Source organism: Curtobacterium sp. MCBD17_003 (assembly GCF_003234885.2).
GTDB lineage: Bacteria > Actinomycetota > Actinomycetes > Actinomycetales > Microbacteriaceae > Curtobacterium.
The window spans coordinates 2,640,681-2,658,379 of record NZ_CP126275.1 but is presented as its reverse complement, the minus strand read 5'-3'; the positions used below and the strand labels follow the sequence as shown (position 1 = coordinate 2,658,379).

General features: G+C 72.1%; 14 protein-coding genes and 1 tRNA gene. 12 read left to right on the top strand and 3 right to left on the bottom strand.

Features of this window, described 5'->3' with window-relative positions:
* Nucleotides 1–6: 6 nt before the first annotated feature.
* Nucleotides 7–501 (bottom strand): MarR family winged helix-turn-helix transcriptional regulator, encoded by a 495-nt coding sequence (locus tag DEI88_RS12495; RefSeq protein WP_111072741.1) that lies wholly within the window; start codon nucleotides 499–501, stop codon nucleotides 7–9.
* Between the two features lie 53 nt (nucleotides 502–554).
* Between DEI88_RS12495 and DEI88_RS12490 the strand changes: the two genes are divergently transcribed.
* The 4 genes from DEI88_RS12490 to mfd all read left to right on the top strand — a co-directional run bounded on the left by DEI88_RS12490 (nucleotide 555) and on the right by mfd (nucleotide 6,440).
* A complete protein-coding gene (locus tag DEI88_RS12490; RefSeq protein ID WP_111072740.1) occupies nucleotides 555–1,343 on the top strand; it encodes an alpha/beta fold hydrolase in 789 nt (262 codons plus the stop codon).
* 200 nt (nucleotides 1,344–1,543) lie between these two features.
* On the top strand, nucleotides 1,544–2,128 hold the full coding sequence (locus DEI88_RS12485) for a 50S ribosomal protein L25/general stress protein Ctc (protein WP_111011437.1): 585 nt from the start codon (nucleotides 1,544–1,546) through the stop codon (nucleotides 2,126–2,128).
* A gap of 21 nt (nucleotides 2,129–2,149) precedes the next feature.
* Nucleotides 2,150–2,734 carry an aminoacyl-tRNA hydrolase gene (gene pth / locus DEI88_RS12480; RefSeq protein WP_111072739.1) on the top strand — a complete coding sequence of 195 codons (585 nt, stop codon included), beginning with the start codon at nucleotides 2,150–2,152 and terminating at the stop codon, nucleotides 2,732–2,734.
* A gap of 112 nt (nucleotides 2,735–2,846) precedes the next feature.
* Nucleotides 2,847–6,440 (top strand): transcription-repair coupling factor, encoded by a 3,594-nt coding sequence (gene mfd, locus DEI88_RS12475; RefSeq protein WP_111072738.1) that lies wholly within the window; start codon nucleotides 2,847–2,849, stop codon nucleotides 6,438–6,440.
* Nucleotides 6,441–6,537: 97 nt separating this feature from the next.
* On the opposite strand, the gene DEI88_RS12470 is transcribed toward mfd, so the two are convergent.
* Nucleotides 6,538–7,710, bottom strand: a complete 1,173-nt coding sequence (locus DEI88_RS12470; protein ID WP_111072737.1) for a Na+/H+ antiporter NhaA — start codon at nucleotides 7,708–7,710, stop codon at nucleotides 6,538–6,540.
* A gap of 118 nt (nucleotides 7,711–7,828) precedes the next feature.
* Between DEI88_RS12470 and DEI88_RS12465 the strand changes: the two genes are divergently transcribed.
* From DEI88_RS12465 to DEI88_RS12430, 8 genes are all read left to right on the top strand, one after another.
* Nucleotides 7,829–8,566, top strand: a complete 738-nt coding sequence (locus DEI88_RS12465) for a MazG family protein (RefSeq protein ID WP_181441291.1) — start codon at nucleotides 7,829–7,831, stop codon at nucleotides 8,564–8,566.
* A 285-nt stretch (nucleotides 8,567–8,851) separates the two neighbouring features.
* Complete coding sequence (gene hisS, locus DEI88_RS12460) at nucleotides 8,852–10,099, top strand: histidine--tRNA ligase (RefSeq protein ID WP_111072736.1); 1,248 nt, start codon at nucleotides 8,852–8,854, stop codon at nucleotides 10,097–10,099.
* 64 nt (nucleotides 10,100–10,163) lie between these two features.
* Nucleotides 10,164–11,447 (top strand): phosphopyruvate hydratase, encoded by a 1,284-nt coding sequence (gene eno / locus DEI88_RS12455; protein WP_111014236.1) that lies wholly within the window; start codon nucleotides 10,164–10,166, stop codon nucleotides 11,445–11,447.
* A gap of 258 nt (nucleotides 11,448–11,705) precedes the next feature.
* Nucleotides 11,706–12,281: an FtsB family cell division protein gene (locus DEI88_RS12450; protein ID WP_111011428.1), complete on the top strand. Its 576-nt coding sequence runs from the start codon at nucleotides 11,706–11,708 to the stop codon at nucleotides 12,279–12,281.
* A gap of 86 nt (nucleotides 12,282–12,367) precedes the next feature.
* Nucleotides 12,368–12,916, top strand: coding sequence for a DUF501 domain-containing protein (locus DEI88_RS12445; RefSeq protein ID WP_111027640.1), 549 nt, complete (start codon nucleotides 12,368–12,370; stop codon nucleotides 12,914–12,916).
* 36 nt (nucleotides 12,917–12,952) lie between these two features.
* Complete coding sequence (locus DEI88_RS12440; RefSeq protein ID WP_111027639.1) at nucleotides 12,953–14,515, top strand: NAD(P)/FAD-dependent oxidoreductase; 1,563 nt, start codon at nucleotides 12,953–12,955, stop codon at nucleotides 14,513–14,515.
* Nucleotides 14,516–14,656: 141 nt separating this feature from the next.
* Nucleotides 14,657–14,729: transfer RNA gene (locus DEI88_RS12435), tRNA-Leu, on the top strand.
* Nucleotides 14,730–14,782: 53 nt separating this feature from the next.
* Entirely contained in the window at nucleotides 14,783–15,883 is a 1,101-nt protein-coding gene (locus DEI88_RS12430) for an acyltransferase family protein (RefSeq protein WP_111072735.1), read from the top strand.
* A gap of 89 nt (nucleotides 15,884–15,972) precedes the next feature.
* Here DEI88_RS12430 and DEI88_RS12425 read toward each other — a convergent pair whose 3' ends face one another.
* Complete coding sequence (locus DEI88_RS12425; protein WP_111072734.1) at nucleotides 15,973–17,682, bottom strand: class I adenylate-forming enzyme family protein; 1,710 nt, start codon at nucleotides 17,680–17,682, stop codon at nucleotides 15,973–15,975.
* Nucleotides 17,683–17,699 lie beyond the last annotated feature (17 nt).

Here is a 17,699-nt window from a genome sequence, read left to right as displayed (position 1 = left end):
CGTCTGTTACCGGTCGTCCTCCGGCGTGTCCGAGCCCACGCGGGCACCACCGTCGGCACCACCATCGCCGTCGGCGCTGCCCCCGTCGTCGTCCTCGCCGAGCAGCCGGCCGAGGATCGACGTCAATGCCGCCCGGTCCGCCTCGTCGAGGGGCGCGAACAGCGTCGCGAGCGTCCGGTCCGCGGCCTCCTGTCCCGCTGCGAGGAGCCGTTCACCCTCGGCGGTGAGTTCGTACCGAACCCGGCGGCCCACCCCGGGATGGCGCTCGACGAGCGCCCGCGCGGCCATGCGCGTCGTGAGGGTCCCGAACGCCTGGTCGCTCTGGAACGTCACGAGTGCGAGCGCGTGCGCCGAGGCCCCGGGGCGGGTGGCGATCGCGCGGAGGGCGTCCCACTGGGCGAGGGTCGTCCCGACACCGTGCAGGGCCGCGTCGACCGCACGGTGGTCACGCCACTGCGCCTGTTTCACCATCCGGCCGAGTCGTCGCAGGTCCGTCGTCATGGTGCTACCGTATCAGCAGCATTAGATAAACATGTTGAGACAGGAGCGACACCATGGACATCACCCTCGACGAACGCGGCACCGACGGCCCCCTCGCCCTCGTGCTGCACGGCGGCGGCGGCCCCGCGACGGTGGCGCCCTTCGTGGCGCACCTCGCCGAGACGCACCACGTCATCGCACCGACGCACCCGGGGTGGAACGGCACCGACCGTCCGGACGACCTCGACACGGTGCGGGCGCTCGCCGGCGTGTACCTCGACCTGCTCGAGCAGCGCGACGCCCGGAACGCCGTGCTCGTCGGCAACTCGCTCGGCGGCTGGATCGCGCTCGAGATGGCCGTCCAGGCGGCAGAGCGCGGCTCGGACGCGGTCGGCGCGCTCGTCGTCGTCGACGCGGTGGGCGTGACGGTGCCCGACGAGCCGGTGCGCGACTTCTTCGCGCTCGACGCGCGCGGGGTGGCGGAGTACGCCTGGCACGACCCGGAGCGCGGGTACCTCGACCCGGCGACCCTCTCGGACGAGCGCCGGCGCGTCCAGGCGGCGAACATGGTCGCGCTCCGGACCTACGCGGGCGGGGCCGCCATGGCCGACCCGACCCTCGCCTCCCGGCTCGCCGACGTGCGGGTCCCGGCGCTCGTCCTGTGGGGTGACAGCGACCGCATCGTCACCCCCGCGTACGGGGCCGCGCTCGCGGATGCGTTGCCCCACGCGCGGTTCGTCGTGGTCGAGGCGGCGGGCCACCTGCCGCAGCTCGAGCGCGCCGACGCCACGTTCGCCGCGGTCGACGCGTTCGTGACCGCGCTCCCGACGCCCGGCGCGGACGAGGCGCACGACATGCGCTAGAGTGACCGACTGGACTTCGGCGAGGGTCGTGCGCAGGCGCGGCCGTGATCGACGCGGTAGGAGATCCGGTCCCGTGCTCCGTGCGGGTGACCGGCGGTGGCCCCGGATCACGGGCCCTCCTGGCGCTGTGACGCGTTCGAGTCGAACACACTGACCGACGACGGCCGCATGGCGGTCGTCCCCACCCAGGAGGCACCACCATGGCCGACCAGTACCAGCTCGCCGCCGAGCACCGCACCGCATTCGGCAAGGGCGCGGCACGCAAGCTCCGCGCCGCCGACAAGATCCCCGCTGTCGTCTACGGTCACGGCACCGACCCGCAGCACGTCACGCTGCCCGGGCACGACACGATGCTCGTCGTCCGCCGCGCGAACGCGATCATCGAGCTCGACATCGAGGGCGCCACGCAGCTCGTGCTCGTCAAGGACGTCCAGCGTGACCCGGTGCGGCAGATCATCGAGCACATCGACCTCGTCGTGCTCCGTCAGGGCGAGCGGGTCACCGTCGAGGTCCCCGTGGTCGTCGAGGGCGAGTCGGCTCCGGGCACCATCCACGTGCAGGACGAGTCCACGCTGTCGCTGGTCGTCCTCGCGACGAACATCCCGCAGCACGTCGTCGTCGACGTCACGGGCCTCGAGGACGGTGCCCAGCTGCACGCCTCGGACATCACGCTCCCCGAGGGCGCCGAGCTCGACACCGACCCGGAGGCCCTGGTCGTCAGCATCAGCACGCCCCGCGGCGCCGGTGACGAGGGCGACGAGGCCGGCGAGGACGCCGCGGAGTAGTCCGCGAGCCTCCCGACGCCCATGGCGGAACGAACGCTGCTCGTGGTCGGGCTCGGCAACCCCGGGCCCGACTACGCCGGCAACCGGCACAACGTCGGACAGATGGTCCTCGACGACCTCGCGGTGCGGATCGGTGCGACCTTCCGGAAGCACAAGACCCCCGCGCAGGTCGCCGAGGGCCGCACGGCCCCGGGTGGGCCGAAGCTCATCCTGGCCAAGCCCGCGTCGTTCATGAACACGTCCGGCGGCCCGGTGTCGGCTGCCCTGTCGTTCTACGGTCTGACGCCCGCCGAGCTCGTCGTCGTGCACGACGAGCTCGACCTGCCGTTCGACACGCTCCGGCTCAAATCCGGTGGCGGGCACGGCGGGCACAACGGGCTCCGCGACATCATCAAGGCCTGCGGTACGAACGAGTTCGCGCGGGTCCGCGTCGGCATCGGCCGCCCGCCCGGTCGGCAGGACCCGGCCGACTACGTGCTCCGCGACTTCTCGTCGACCGAGCGCAAGGTGCTGCCGTCGCTCCTGGCCGAGGCCGCCGACGCGGTCGAGGCGATCGCGACCGACGGCCTCCTCGCCGCGCAGCAGCGGTTCCACGCGCCGGCCTGACCGTCGTAGGACGACCGGGAGGCTCGGTGTGCGCCCGCCGCCTCCCTCCCGTTCGCCCACAGCACGCGGCGGGCCGGATCGCCTGTCGGAGGGCGCCGGTACTATCGGATGAGTGACGATCTCGGGCATCATCCCTGCGCTCTCGCGCGCCTCCGCGTTCGATCGTGTCCTCGCCGCCGCCCCGCGTGACGCCGACTTCTCCGTCGTCGACGGCCTCCGCGTCCCGTTGCTGGCAGCGCTGCTCGCCGAGCGGGACGGCCCGCAGTGCGCCTTCGTGATCACCGCCACCGGGCGCGAGGCCGAGGGCGTGCGTGACGCCGTCCGGTGCTACGTGCCCGAGGCCGAGGTCCTCGAGTTCCCCGCGTGGGAGACCCTGCCGCACGAGCGCCTGAGCCCGAGCGCGCAGACGGTCGGCACGCGCATCAACACCCTGCGGCGCCTCGCCGACTGGCAGGCCGCCGCCGACCGGGGCGAACCCCGTGGGCCGATCGTCGTCGTGGCGAGCGTGCGTGCCGCGCTCCAGCCCATCGCAGACAACATGACCGCGATGGCACCCCTGGTGCTCCGGACAAACTCGCGGGGCAACGACCTCACGCAGCTCGCCGGCGCCCTCGTCGACCTCGCCTACGCCCGGGTCGACCTCGTGTCCCGCCGTGGCGAGTTCGCGGTCCGCGGCGGCATCCTCGACGTCTTCCCTCCGACGGCCGACCACCCGGTCCGCATCGACTTCTTCGGCGACGAGATCGACGCGATCAAGGCGTTCAGCGTCGCGGACCAGCGCTCGACGGACGAGGACCTCGGGCAGGTGGAGCTCACCGCGAGCCGCGAGCTCCTGCTCGGCGAGAGCGTCCGGCAGCGGGCGCGCGAGATGCTCCACGAGTTCCCGAGCCTGTCCCAGATGCTCGCCAAGATCGCCGAGGGCATCCCGGTCGAGGGCATGGAGTCCCTCGCGCCCGCCCTGGTCGACCGCCTCGTGCCCGTCACCCACTACCTGCCGTCCTCGGCGGTCGTCGCGGTGTTCTCGCCCGAGCGTGTCGTCGCCCGGGCGCACAGCCTGGCCGAGACGAACCAGGAGTTCCTGCAGGCCGCCTGGAGTGCGGCGACCGCCGGGGCGCAGGCCCCCATCGACCTCGACGCCGGCAACTTCCTGTCCCTCGGGGCGCTCAAGCAGTCCCGTGGCGACCGCACCTGGTGGACGGTGTCGCCGTTCGACTCCGGTGCCGACCTCACCGACGAGCAGGCGGTCGAGTCGGCGGGCGACTACCTCCGGGTGCCCGCCGAGACCGTCCCGAGCTTCACCGGCAGCGCCGAGGGCGCGCTCGAGCACGTCGCCGAGCGCACGCGGGACGGCTGGTCCGTCGTGGTCACCGCGCAGGGCGCCGGTCTGGTCGAGCGTGCCGTGCAGGTCCTCGCGGACGCCGGCGTCGCCGCCCGGGTCGAGGACGTCACCGAGCCTCCGGAGCCCGGCGCCGTGTTGCTCACGACCGCGTCGGTCGAGCACGGGTTCGCCGTGCCGGAGCTCCGCCTGCTCGTGATGTCCGAGGCCGAGTTCTACGGCCGGAGCGCCCAGCAGGGAGCCCGGCAGGTGAAGAAGCTCGCCAGCCGCCGGAAGAACGTCGTCGACCCCCTGCAGCTCAAGCCGGGTGACGTCGTCGTGCACACCACGCACGGGATCGGCAAGTTCGTCGAGCTCGTCTCGCGCGAGGTCTCGTCGGGTGGTCGGAACGCGGTCAAGACGCAGCGCGAGTACCTCGTGCTCGAGTACGCGCCATCGAAGCGCGGGTACCCGGGCGACAAGCTCTACGTGCCGACGGACCAGCTCGACCAGCTCTCGCGCTACGTCGGCGGCGAGGCCCCGACGCTCAGCAAGATGGGCGGCAGCGACTGGGCGTCGGCCAAGAGCAAGGCGCGCAAGGCGGTCCGCGACATCGCGGTGGAGCTCGTCAAGCTCTACTCGGCGCGGATGGCGTCGAAGGGCCACGCTTTCGGGCCGGACACCCCCTGGCAGCGCGAGCTCGAAGAAGCCTTCCCGTTCGCCGAGACGCCCGATCAGCTCACCACGATCGACGAGATCAAGGCCGACATGGAGCGGCCGATCCCGATGGACCGCCTGCTGTCCGGCGACGTCGGCTACGGCAAGACCGAGGTCGCGATCCGCGCCGCGTTCAAGGCCGTGCAGGACGGCAAGCAGGTCGCGGTCCTCGTGCCGACCACGCTGCTGGTCCGCCAGCACTTCGAGACCTTCCAGGAACGCTTCGCCGGGTTCCCCGTGCACCTGCGCGCCCTGAGCCGGTTCCAGACCGAGAAGGAATCCAAGGAGACCATCGCGGGCCTCGCCGACGGCACGGTCGACATCGTGATCGGGACGCACCGCATCTTGTCCCAGCAGGTGCAGTTCAAGGACGTCGGCCTCGTGATCATCGACGAGGAACAGCGCTTCGGCGTCGAGCACAAGGACCAGCTCAAGAAGCTCAAGACGAACGTCGACGTCCTCGCCATGAGCGCGACCCCGATCCCGCGGTCACTCGAGATGGCCGTGACCGGCATCCGCGAGATGTCGACCCTCGCCACCCCGCCCGAGGACCGCCATCCGATCCTGACCTTCGTCGGGCCGCAGTCGGACATGCAGGTCGCGGCGGCGATCCGGCGGGAGCTGCTCCGCGAGGGCCAGGTGTTCTACGTGCACAACCGCGTCAAGGACATCCAGGGCACCGCCGCGCACCTCGCCGAGATCGTGCCCGAGGCCCGGATCGCGGTCGCGCACGGCCAGATGTCCGAGCAGGCCCTCGAGCAGGTGATGGTCGACTTCTGGGAGCGCAAGTTCGACGTCCTCGTGTCGACCACGATCATCGAGACCGGCCTCGACATCGCGAACGCGAACACCCTCATCATCGACCGCGCCGACAAGTACGGGCTGTCGCAGCTGCACCAGCTCCGGGGTCGTGTCGGCCGCGGGCGCGAGCGCGGGTACGCGTACTTCCTCTACGACGCCGACAAGCCCCTGTCCGAGACCGCGCAGGACCGCCTCGAGACCATCGCGGCGAACAACGAGCTCGGTGCGGGCATGCAGGTCGCCCTCAAGGACCTCGAGCTCCGCGGAGCGGGCAACCTGCTCGGTGGCGAACAGTCCGGTCACATCGCGGGGGTCGGGTTCGACCTCTACCTCCGGATGATCGGCGAGGCCGTCGGGCAGTTCCGCGGCGACGTCGCCGAGGGGCAGACGGAACTCCGCCTCGAGCTCCCGGTCGACGCCCGCATCCCCGACGACTACGTCGAGAGCGAGCGTCTCCGGCTCGAGGCGTACCAGAAGCTCTCGGCCGCGTCGGCTCCTTCGGCGCAGGACGCCGCGATCGACATGGTGCTCGACGAGCTCACCGACCGGTACGGCACGCCCCCGAAGGCGGTCACGACGCTCATCGAGGTCTCGCGGCTCCGGCGCATGGCGCAGCAGGTCGGCCTGTCCGACGTCGTCGTGATGGGGTCGAACCTCCGGGTCGCGGGCAAGGAGCTCGCCGATTCCCAGCAGGTCCGGCTCACCCGCATGTTCCCGGGGTCGCGGTGGTTCGCCCAGCAGAACGCGACGAGCATCCCGCTCCCGAAGCGGAACGGCGAGCCGCTACCGGACGATGCGCTCATCGACTGGGTGGAGTCGATCCTCACGGCGATCTACGGCGCCAACGTGCCCGAGCAGGCGCCGGCCGCGTAGGCGGGGGCGGGACCGCCGGTCGGGAGGCACGGTACGGGCCCGCCCCGCGCCTCCCGTCCGGCCGGACCCGCGGCGGAACTGCCGGATCGTGCTCTGGTCAGGGCGCGCCCGGAGCGGCCGCGCGCTCGGACCGCGCACGGCGTGCCCCGAGCGCGACGACGACGGCCGACGCCACCATCGCGACGCCCGAGCCGACGAGGACCGCGAGTGTGCCCTGGTCCGCGACCCGCGGCGTGCGCACGAACGCGAGTTCGTTCATGAGCAGCGAGACGGTGAACCCGACCCCGCCGAGGACGCCGACGGTGGCGACCGCCGAGAGCGACAGCGTCGGGCGCTCAGGATGCCGGAACACCTGGGTCGCGACCCCGCCGAAGAGCGTGATGCCGACGACCTTGCCCACCGGGAGTGCGAGCACGATCGCCCAGAACGCCGGCGACAGCGCACCGAACCCCACCGCGGGCACGGCGACCGCGGCCGAGGTGAACGCGAACACCGGCAGGACGACCCCGTTCGACCAGGGTTCGACAGCGTGCCGGACCGTGTGCCCGGCGCGCCGGGGGAGCACCAGCCCGAGTGCCACCCCGGCGATCGTCGCGTGGACCCCCGAGTGCAGGACGAGCCACCACGTGACGACGCCGAGCACGACGAGGCCGACCACGATCCACGGCCGGGCGCGCCCGACGCGGCGCAGGGACCGGGCCAGCACCGCGAACGCCGCGAGGGCCACGACCGCCAGCCCGAGGAGTCCCAGGTCGGTGCCGTGCGCGAAGACCACCGCGATGATGACGATCGCGATGAGGTCGTCGAGCACCGCGAGCGCCAGGAGGAACACCCGGAGGCGTGACGGCAGCCCGCGGCCGAAGATCGCGAGGATCCCGAGCGCGAACGCGATGTCGGTCGCGGTGGGGATCGGCCAGCCGTGTTCGAGCCCGCTGCCCTGCGTGACCGCCAGGTAGAGCACCGCCGGCACGACGACACCCCCGACGGCGGCGATCGCGGGCACGATCGCGGTCCGGGGATCCGACAGCTGCCCGATCGTCAGCTCGTGCTTGAGCTCGATCGCGATGAGCAGGAAGAACGCGACGAGCAGCCCGTCGCTGACCCAGTGTGCGATCGACAGGTCGAGTCCGACCGCGGACCAGGGTGTGTGGAGCGCCAGCAGGTGCTCGAGTCGTGGCCCGAGGGGGGAGTTCGCGGCGGCGAGTCCGAGGACCGCGGCGGTGAGCAGGGCGACGGCGCTGAAGCGCTCGGAGCGGACGATGGCGGGCACGGTGACTCCGTCTCGTTGGGGTCGATCGATGGTCCGTCGACCAGACTTCCCGACACGCCCCGGTCAGCCTACCGCCGGGGACCGCCGTGCTGGGCGAGCGTCGGTGCGACGATGGAGCATGACCCCGCATCAGGAGGACCAGGCCGACCCCGCCGACCGAGCCGCAGCCGTCCAGGCCCTCGCCGCGGTGGTCGATCGCTTGCTCGCGCCGGACGGCTGCGTGTGGAACCGAGCGCAGACCCACCGGAGCCTGGCGGCGTACGCGGTCGAGGAGTCGTACGAGCTCGTCGACGCGATCGACGTGGACGACGACGTCGAGATCCGCGAGGAGCTCGGCGACGTGCTGTACCAGGTCGTGCTCCACGCGGGGATCGCCGAGCGTCGCGGCGCGTTCACGCTCGCCGACGTCGCCGAGCACGCTCGCGAGAAGATGGTCCGCCGCCATCCGCACGTGTTCGGCGACGAGCGCGCGGAGACGTTCGCCGACGTGGTCCGGGTGTGGCGCGCGGCGAAGTCGGCCGAGAAGGCAGCGCGCACGAGCGTGTTCGACGGCGTGCCCCGGGCGATGCCCCCACTCGAGCGGTCCGTGAAGCTCCTCGAGCGGATCGACGAGCACGGCCTCGGTGCCGTGCCCCTCGCGCAGGCCGTCGCGGACACCGCTCGGCAGGACCGTACGCCCGGGGTGACCGACGGCTCGGACGGTCACGGTGCCGTCGACCCCGCGTGGGGCGGTGAGCTCCTCGACCGGATCGCGGCGGCCCGGGCGGACGGGGTCGATCCGGTGGCGAGCCTCCGCGCTGCGGTCGTCGCGCTCGAGGCGGCTGGCCGCGCGACGGAGCGCGAGCGGTCGCGCTGAATGCAGCGGGGCTCCGAGCGCGACCTGGGGGCCCGGGCGTCGGACGCATGGCGACACGACGAGGTGAGGGCGCCCTCCCAACCCGAAAAGGAGGGCGCCCTCCGCGCGGCGACCGCGGCACGCAGCCGCCACGCCGGACGCGGGAGTCCGCAGCACTGGCCCCCCGCGGCCCGCCACGAGGGCGGACGATCGACCACCGTGATGGATCAGTGGAGCGGTGATCGACTGGAATACAGCATATCATCGCCGACGGCGCGGCGGCAAGCGCTCTGCGAAGATGGGGCCATGGCGACTGTCGTGACGGCTCCCCGCGGGATGCGGGACTTCCTCCCAGCCGAGAAGGCGCGCCGTGACCACGTGCTCGGCGTGATCCGTGGCGTGTACACGCGCCACGGCTTCGACGAGATCGAGACCCCCGTCGTCGAGGACGCCTCGCGGCTGCACGCGGGCCTCGGCGGCGACAACGAGAAGCTGGCCTTCGCCGTGATGCGTCGGGGGCTCACCGTCGAGGACCTCCGCGTCGCCGAGGCGCCGCTCGACCTGGCCGACCTCGGACTCCGGTTCGACCTCACGGTCCCGCTCGCCCGGTTCTACGCGAGTCACCGCTCCGAGCTGCCGTCGGTGTTCCGGTCCGTGCAGATCGCGCCCGTCTGGCGCGCGGAGCGTCCGCAGAAGGGCCGCTACCGGCAGTTCGTGCAGTGCGACATCGACATCCTCGGCGAGGCCGGGCCGCTCGCCGAGATCGAACTCATCCGCGCGACGACCGACGCCGTGGACGCCCTCGGCATCACCGGGACCACCATCCGCGTCAACGACCGGCGGATCCTCGTGGCGCTGCTCGGCTCGTGGGGCGTCGACGGGCCCGATGCCGACGCCGCCCTCGTCGTCGTCGACAAGCTCGACAAGATCGGCCCCGACGGCGTCGCGCGCGAACTCGTGGCACTGCCGGGGCTCGCCGGACACGACGCCTCCGAGCTCGAGGCCGTGCTGCGCGACCTCGCGACGGCCGACTGGGACAGCGTCGTGGGCGCCGACTGGCTCGACGCCGAGGCGTTCGGGGACCTGCAGGCCCTGCGTGCGGCCCTGCCCGGCGTGCGACTGCAGTTCGACCCGACGCTCGTCCGGGGCATGGGGTACTACACGGGCACCATCTTCGAGGTCGCGCACCCCGACTTCGGGTACAGCCTCGGCGGTGGTGGGCGGTACGACGGCATGATCGGGCGCTTCCTCGGCCAGGACGTCCCCGCGGTCGGGTTCTCGCTCGGGTTCGAGCGCCTCGTCGACCTCGTGACGCTGCCCGAGGACGCCACCGCCGACGCCGTCGTGCTCGTCCACGACCGCGACGTCCCGCCCGCCCGCCTCGCCGCGCTCAAGCAGGAGGTCCTGGCCGGCCACGCCCGGGTGCGCCTCGAGCGCCGGACCAAGAACATGAAGAACCTGTTGGCCGGGCTCGCCGCCGCGGGGTTCACCGCCTTCGCGACGGTGGACACCGACAGCACCCTCGAGGACCTCGCCTTCCGACCGCTCGAGTGACCCCGCTCGCTAGGATCGGTCCCGGATTCGTCCAACCACCACTACCGCTTGTTAGGAGTACCCCGTGGCCGTGATCGATGCCGTTGGAGCACGCGAAGTCCTCGATTCCCGAGGCAACCCGACCGTCGAGGTCGAGGTGCTCCTCGACGACGGCGTGGTCTCGCGCGCCCTGGTCCCGTCCGGCGCCTCGACCGGCGCGTTCGAGGCCTACGAGCTGCGTGACGGCGACGCCGGACGCTACGGCGGCAAGGGCGTGCTCAAGGCCGTCGAGGGTGTCCTCGACGAGATCGGCCCGGCGCTCGAGGGCTTCGACGCCACCGACCAGCGTCTCGTGGACGCGGCGCTCATCGAGCTCGACGGCACCGAGAACAAGTCCCGCCTCGGCGCGAACGCGATCCTCGGCGCCTCGCTCGCGGTCGCCCGCGCCGCGGCGGACTCCGCCGACCTGCCCCTGTTCCGCTACCTCGGCGGCCCGAACGCGCACACCCTGCCCGTGCCGCTCATGAACGTCGTCAACGGCGGCGCCCACGCCGACACGAACGTCGACATCCAGGAGTTCTTCCTCGTGCCCTACGGCGCGTCGTCCTTCTCCGAGGCCCTCCGGTGGGGCGTCGAGACCTACCACGCGCTCAAGGGCGAGCTGAAGAAGCAGGGGCTCGCCACCGGCCTCGGCGACGAGGGCGGGTTCGCCCCGGAGCTCGCCTCGAACCGTGCCGCGCTCGACTTCCTCGTCGCCGCGATCGAGAAGGCCGGGTTCACCCCCGGCAAGGACATCGCGCTCGGCCTCGACGTCGCCTCGACGGAGTTCTACGCCGACGGCACGTACGCGTTCGAGGGCGGGCAGCTCTCGAGCGAGGCGTTCACGCAGTACTTCGTGGACCTCGTCGGCAACTACCCCCTCGTCACCATCGAGGACCCGCTCGCCGAGGACGACTGGGAGGGCTGGACGCACTTCACCGCCGAGCTCGGGTCGAAGGTGCAGATCGTCGGTGACGACCTCTTCGTGACGAACCCGAAGCGCCTCGCCAAGGGGATCCAGGAGCGGGCGGCGAACTCGATCCTCGTCAAGGTGAACCAGATCGGCACCCTGACCGAGACCCTCGACGCCGTCGCGCTCGCACAGCGCAGCGGCATGACCGCGATCCTGTCCCACCGCTCGGGCGAGACCGAGGACACGACGATCGCCGACATCGCGGTCGCGGTGGACGGCGGCCAGATCAAGACCGGTGCGCCGGCCCGCTCGGACCGCGTCGCCAAGTACAACCAGCTCCTCCGGATCGAGGAGGAACTGGGCGACGCCGCCGTGTACGCCGGCCGCAGCTCGTTCCCGCGCAGCGCCCACCTGTGAGCCGCGCGCTCGCTGGTCCGGACCGTCGGACCAGCGGGTGCCGCTCCGGCTCCGGCCCCTGGGCCTCCCGACCGGGAGGCCCGGGGGCCGTTCCGCGTGTCCGCCGGCGGACGACGCCTCAGTGGAGTCACCGGCGTGAGCACGGGCGCGGGATGCAGTGCCCGGCGTCCTCGGTGGTCGGTTGCGCGTGGCATCGGGGGACGGGTCCGGACCGTGCCGCTGCCCCGACCGGACCGGCGCCCGGGTTATCGTCGCTCCATGCCCTCGACGAAGCCCCGCGTCCGTCGCGTGCCGATCGCGATGCCCGCGGCCACGAGTCCGTCCGGCGCCTGGTTCCGGAACATCCGGTTCTCGGGCTTCAGCGTCCTCATGCTCGGCATCGTCGTGCTGTTCGTCGTGGTGCTCGCGCCGTCGCTGCGGACGCTGATCCAGCAGCAGCAGGAGATCGCGCAGAAGGAGCAGCAGGTCGCCGCGCAGCGTGCGGACGTCGCGACGAAGAAGCGGGACGTGGCGCGGTGGGACGACCCCGCCTACATCGAGGCCCAGGCGCGCGACCGCCTGCTGTACGTGTACCCGGGCGAGACGAGCTACCTCGTCATGGGCGCTGGGAGCGGGTCCTCGTCGGGCTCGACCAGTGCCGTGACGACCGACTCGGGCACCCCCGTGAGCTCGAAGCTCCAGACGCCGAAGGTCGACTGGGTGCAGGCGATGTTGTCGTCGGTGCTCGAGTCCGGGCTGACCGAGAAGACGACGTCCGAGCTCGTCGCCCCGGACGTCTCGGGCAGTGGGACGCCGACCACGGGTGCGACCGCGGGCACGGGCGCCGGGCGCTGATCGCGCGGGCATCGCGCGCCGACCTGCGGGTACCCAGCGCCGGACGGCCCGAGGACGGATCGTGCACCGGGTAGGATCACCGTCCCGTGGCAACTCCTCCGTTCGATCCGCCCACCGCCCGTGACGTCGCCGTCGTCTCGGCCCAGCTCGGGCGTCCCGCGCGTGACGTCATCGGCATCCCGGCGCGCTGCGTGTGCGGTGCGCCGACGGTGGTGGCGACGCAGCCCCGGTTGTCGAACGGCACGCCCTTCCCGACCCTGTACTACCTGACGCACCCCGCGGCGACGGCCGCGGTGTCGACGCTCGAGGCGACGGGTGCGATGCCGGAGCTCGCGGCCCTCCTCGAGGAGCAGTCCGTGGCCGACGCGTACCGTGCCGCGCACGAGGCGTACCTGGCGGACCGCGAGTCGATCGAGGTCGTCGCGGAGATCGCGGGGGTCACCGCGGGCGGCATGCCGAACCGGGTGAAGTGCCTGCACGCGCTCGTGGGGCACGCCCTCGCCGCGGGGCCGGGCGTGAACCCGATCGGCGACCTCGCGCTCGAACGGGCGGCCTGGAGCCCCGAGCGGTGCGCCTGCGTGACGTACGATGGGGTGGACGACGGCGGAGTCGGGGTGGGCGGAGGCAGAGAGTAAACTCTCGGCAAACCCCCATCCAAGGAGACATCACTCGTGCCCAAGATCCTCATCGTCGGCGGCGGCTACGCCGGCTTCTACACAGCATGGAAGCTCGAGAAGGCGCTCCGCCCGGGCGAGGCCGAGGTCACGATGGTGGACCCGCTGCCCTACATGACCTACCAGCCGTTCCTGCCGGAGGTCGCGGCCGGGTCGATCGAGCCGCGGCACGCGGTGGTCGCGCACCGTCGGCACCTCGGCAAGACGCGTGTCGTCACGGCCAAGGTCACCAAGGTCGACCACGCCACGAAGACCGCGACGATCACGCCGCAGGTCGGTGAGCCGTGGGAGGAGACCTACGACACGCTCGTCATGACCGCCGGTGCCGTCTCGCGCACGTTCCCGATCGCCGGCGTCGCCGAGGAGGCCATCGGCCTCAAGACCATCGAGGAAGCCGCCGCGATCCGCGACAAGATCCTCACGAACTTCGCGAAGGCCGCGAACCTGCCCGCCGGCCCGGAGCGCGAGCGTCTCCTCACCGTCGTGGTCGTCGGCGGTGGCTTCGCCGGCATCGAGATCTTCGCCGAGCTGCGGTCGTTCGCCACGAACCTGCTCCGGAACTACCCGACCATCTCGTTCGACGAGACCCACTTCCACCTGGTCGAGGCGATGGGGCGCATCATGCCCGAGGTCTCCCTCGAGACCAGCCACTGGGTGCTCAAGAACCTCGCCGAGCGCGGCGCTGAGGTCCACCTCGACACGCAGCTCGCCTCGGCGGTCGGCGGCGTCTGCCAGCTCAAGCCGAACGAGGGCGAGATCCAGACCGTCGAGTCCGACCTCATCATCTGGACCGCGGGCGTCATGGCGAACCCGATGGTCAAGGGCACCGACCTCCCGCTCGAGCCGCGCGGACGCATCCGTGTGCAGCCGGACCTCCGTGTCGTGGACGACAACGGGATCGTCGCGGACGCCTGGGCCTGCGGTGACGTCGCGGCGGTGCCGGACCTCACGGGCGGCGGTGTGGGCGGCATGTGCGTGCCGAACGCCCAGCACGCGGTCCGCCAGGCCAAGCAGCTGGCGAAGAACCTCGTCGCGGTCATCCGCGGTGAGGAGCCGAAGGACTACAAGCACGAGAACCTCGGCGCGGTGGCGGGCCTCGGCCTCGGCATCGGTGTGTTCCAGTCGGGCAAGTTCGCGATGAAGGGCTTCCTCGCCTGGGGCGCGCACCGCGGGTACCACGGCCTGGCCATGCCGTCGTGGGAGCGCAAGGTCCGCGTGGTCGGCGACTGGCTCACCGGCACGATGTTCGGCCGCGACATCGTCTCGCTCGACGACCGCGAGACCCCGCGTGCCGCGTTCGAGACGTTCGCGTCGCGCCCGAAGCCCCCGATGCCCGAGGCCGGTACGCCCGAGGGTGCGTCGGGCCCGGTCTACGCGACCCCCGCCGACGACGTCTCGAAGGACGTCAAGAAGGACGACGCCGCGCCCGCCGCGAAGACGACCACGCGCAAGCCGGCCGCCAAGAAGGCCGCTGCGCCGAAGGCCGACGCCGCTGCCGCGGCCCAGCCCGTCGCCGAGCCGGCCGCGGAGTCGGCGCCGGTCAGCGCGAAGGCGGAGTAGCCGACTCCGTCCGCGCCAGCGGATCGACCACCATCGAGGCGGTCACCCCACGGGGTGGCCGCCTCGTCCGCGTCCGGGGTGCCGACGATCTAGGCTGGAGCGTGTTCCCGAGCAACGCTCGGTGCGCGGCTGGCCCGCGCCGCCCCCGTGGCCCAACGGCAGAGGCATGCGACTTAAAATCGCCGAGTTGAGGGTTCGAATCCCTCCGGGGGCACCGGACACCGCCGGCGCCCCCGCGACGGCCCGTCACCCCCTAGGCTGCGGATCGTGACGACCCGAACCCGAACCGCGTCGACCCGAGACGCGACCCTCGACATCGCCCGTGGCATCGCGATCACCATGATCGTGCTCGGCCACGTCCTGCGCGGACTGGCGTCCGCACACATCCTCGACCGCCACGCGGTGGGCTACATCGACACCGACCGACTCCTGTACAGCGTGCACCTGACGGTGTTCGCGTTCATCAGCGGCCTGTTCGTCGCTCGCGCCGTCGATCGTGACGGCGTCGGCCGGTACCTCCGCAGCCGCGACGTGCTGTTCATCTACGTCTACGTCGTGTGGTCGCTCGTGCAGGGCGTGGTGAAACTGGCTGCCGGCGCCCTCGTGAACTCGCCCACGAGCATCACGAGCACACTCGACCTGCTGCACCCGGACGGGCAGCTCTGGTTCCTGCCGTGGCTCGTGGCCGTGTCGACGGTGGCCGCGCTCGTCCGCCCGTGGCGGTCCCGTGCCGTCATGATCGCCAGCATCGTGGGAGCGCTCGTCGTGAGCATCGCGGGCTGGGGCACGGACCTGGGGGTCGCCCTCGTCCAGGGCCTCGGGATCTGGGTGTTCTTCTTCCTCGGCGTGTGCATCGGCGCGCGCCGCGTGATCGAGTTCATCGCGCGCGTGCGGCTCCCCGTGGTGGGTGTCGTCGCGCTCGTCGGAACCGTGGCCTTCGTCGCCCTGGTGTTCGGCACGACCGAGGGCACGCCGACCCCGAGTGCCGGCGACCACCACGGGGTGGTGGCGGTCGCGCTCGGTCTGCTCACGACCCTGGTCGGCCTCGTGGCGGTGATCGCGGTCTCCCGGCTGCTCGCGGCCGTGTCGTGGCTGACCTGGGTCGGTGCGGTCGGCCGCCGCACGCTCGAGATCTTCCTCGCGAGCATCACGTTCGCGTCGGGCACCCGGATCGTCCTGTCGCACCTCGGCGTCCAGGACCCGGTCGTCCACGTGGTCGTCGGCACGCTCGCGGGCGTCGTCGGTCCGATCCTGCTCGGCATCGTCCTCGAGCGGCTCCGGTTCCCCTGGCTGTTCACGGCGCCCTCGCGGCTGACCGGCACGCGTGCCTCCGTGACACCGCGCGCGGACGTCCCAGCGCACCGCTGACCCAGACGCGGGGCTGCAGCACCGTCAGTGGTGCGGTCGGGAGGCGCGGGGCGAGCCGGTCCCGCGCCTCCCGACCGGTGGGCGGTGGGTCAGGGCGCGATGAGCAGCCCGGCCGCGTGGTCCTCGGCCGCCGTCGCCTTGGCGACGTAGTGCACCTTCTTGCCGGTCGCGTTGTAGGGGATGCTGTCGACGAACCGGTACAGCCGGGGGCGCTTGTAGCGGGCGAGCGCGGGGTGGGATCCGGTGAACGACTCAAGCGCGGCTGCCGCTGCCGCGTCGTCCTCGGGCAGACCGTCGCCGGGCCTGCGGACGACGTAGGCGGTGACGACCTCGCCCCACCGCTCGTCGGGCACGCCCACGACGACCGAGTCGGCGACGCCGGGGTGCTCCCCGAGCACGGCCTCGACCTGCACCGGGTGGACGTTCTCGCCGCCGGAGATGATCATGTCGTCCTTGCGCCCGACGATCGTCACGCGCTCCTGGGTGTCCCAGGTGGCGAGGTCGCCCGGGTAGAACCAGCCGTCCGAGAACTTCTCGTCCTCGAGCTGCGGGTTCCGGTACGAGTAGCCCGACTTGACGGTGCGGACCGCGAACTCGCCGATCTCGGTGCCGTCCTTGGCGACCGTGTCCGTCGGATCGGCGAGGCGGTCGGCGTACACCTGGACCACCGCCACGTCGTCGTCGGTGGACGCACGGCCGGTGGAACCAGCGCCGTCGGGGAAGTCCTCCGGCCGCAGGAACGTGTTCCAGAAGGTCTCGGTGGTGCCGTACCCGTTGAAGATCCGCGGGGTCAGCAGCTCCTGGAACCGCAGCGCGGCGGCACGGTCGAGCGGAGCGCCCATCGTGACGATGCCGTGGAGCGACGACAGATCCCGGGCGTGGCGTTCCTGCGCGTCGGCGAGCTGGACGAGGTTCGTCGGGGCGCCGATGAGGAACGTCAACCGCTCGGACTGGACGAGGTCGAGCACTGCGTCCGCGTCGAAGTGCCGGAGGGTGGTGAGCTCCGCTCCGACGTAGAACACGGGGTTGGGGCCGCCGGAGTACAGGCCACCCCGGTGGAACAGCGGCGACATGTTGAGCGTCTTGTCGAACGGCGTCAGCGGGAAGTGCATGATGACGTCGTGTGCGCTGAGCACCTCGACGAGGCTCGGCAGCGGCACGGGCTTCGGCCGTCCGGTCGTGCCGGACGTGTACAGGCGTGTGGTCTCGTCGTAGGTGGTCCGCGGCCGTGCGTCGTCGCGCTCCGCGAGTTCGAGGTGCGTGACGGGCTCGGCCGCCAGCAGGGTCTCGAACGACTCGGTGTCCGCGGACGTCCCGTCGGCCCCGACCACCACGACCCGCGCGGGAGCGTGGGTGGCGGTGGCGAGCGCGTCGGTCATGTCCCCGGTCCGCGCGGCGTCGTGGAGGAGCACGACCGGTGCCGAGTCGTCGATGATGTACGCGACCTCGGCGGGGGCCAGGCGGAAGTTGGTGGGCGAGAACACGGCGCCGATGCGGTGGCACGCCAGGTACGCGATCGCGAGCTCCGGACCGTTGAACAGCTCCGCCATGACGACGGCACCGCGTCCGACGCCGTTCCGGACGAGCCACCCAGCGACGCGGTCGACGGCGTCGCCGAGCTCGGCGTAGGTCCAGGAGCGTCCGGAGGACGGATCGCGCAGGGCCGGCCGATCGGCGAACCGGTGCACGTTGCGGGCGAAGCCGTTGGCGTAGGTGTACTGCCCCTCGAACACCCCGCGGAAGCGGGTGGGGTCGTACGGCGTCGTCGTGTCCGGTGTGCGGTCGGTGTCGGTGCTCATGGTCGCTCCAGCTCGTC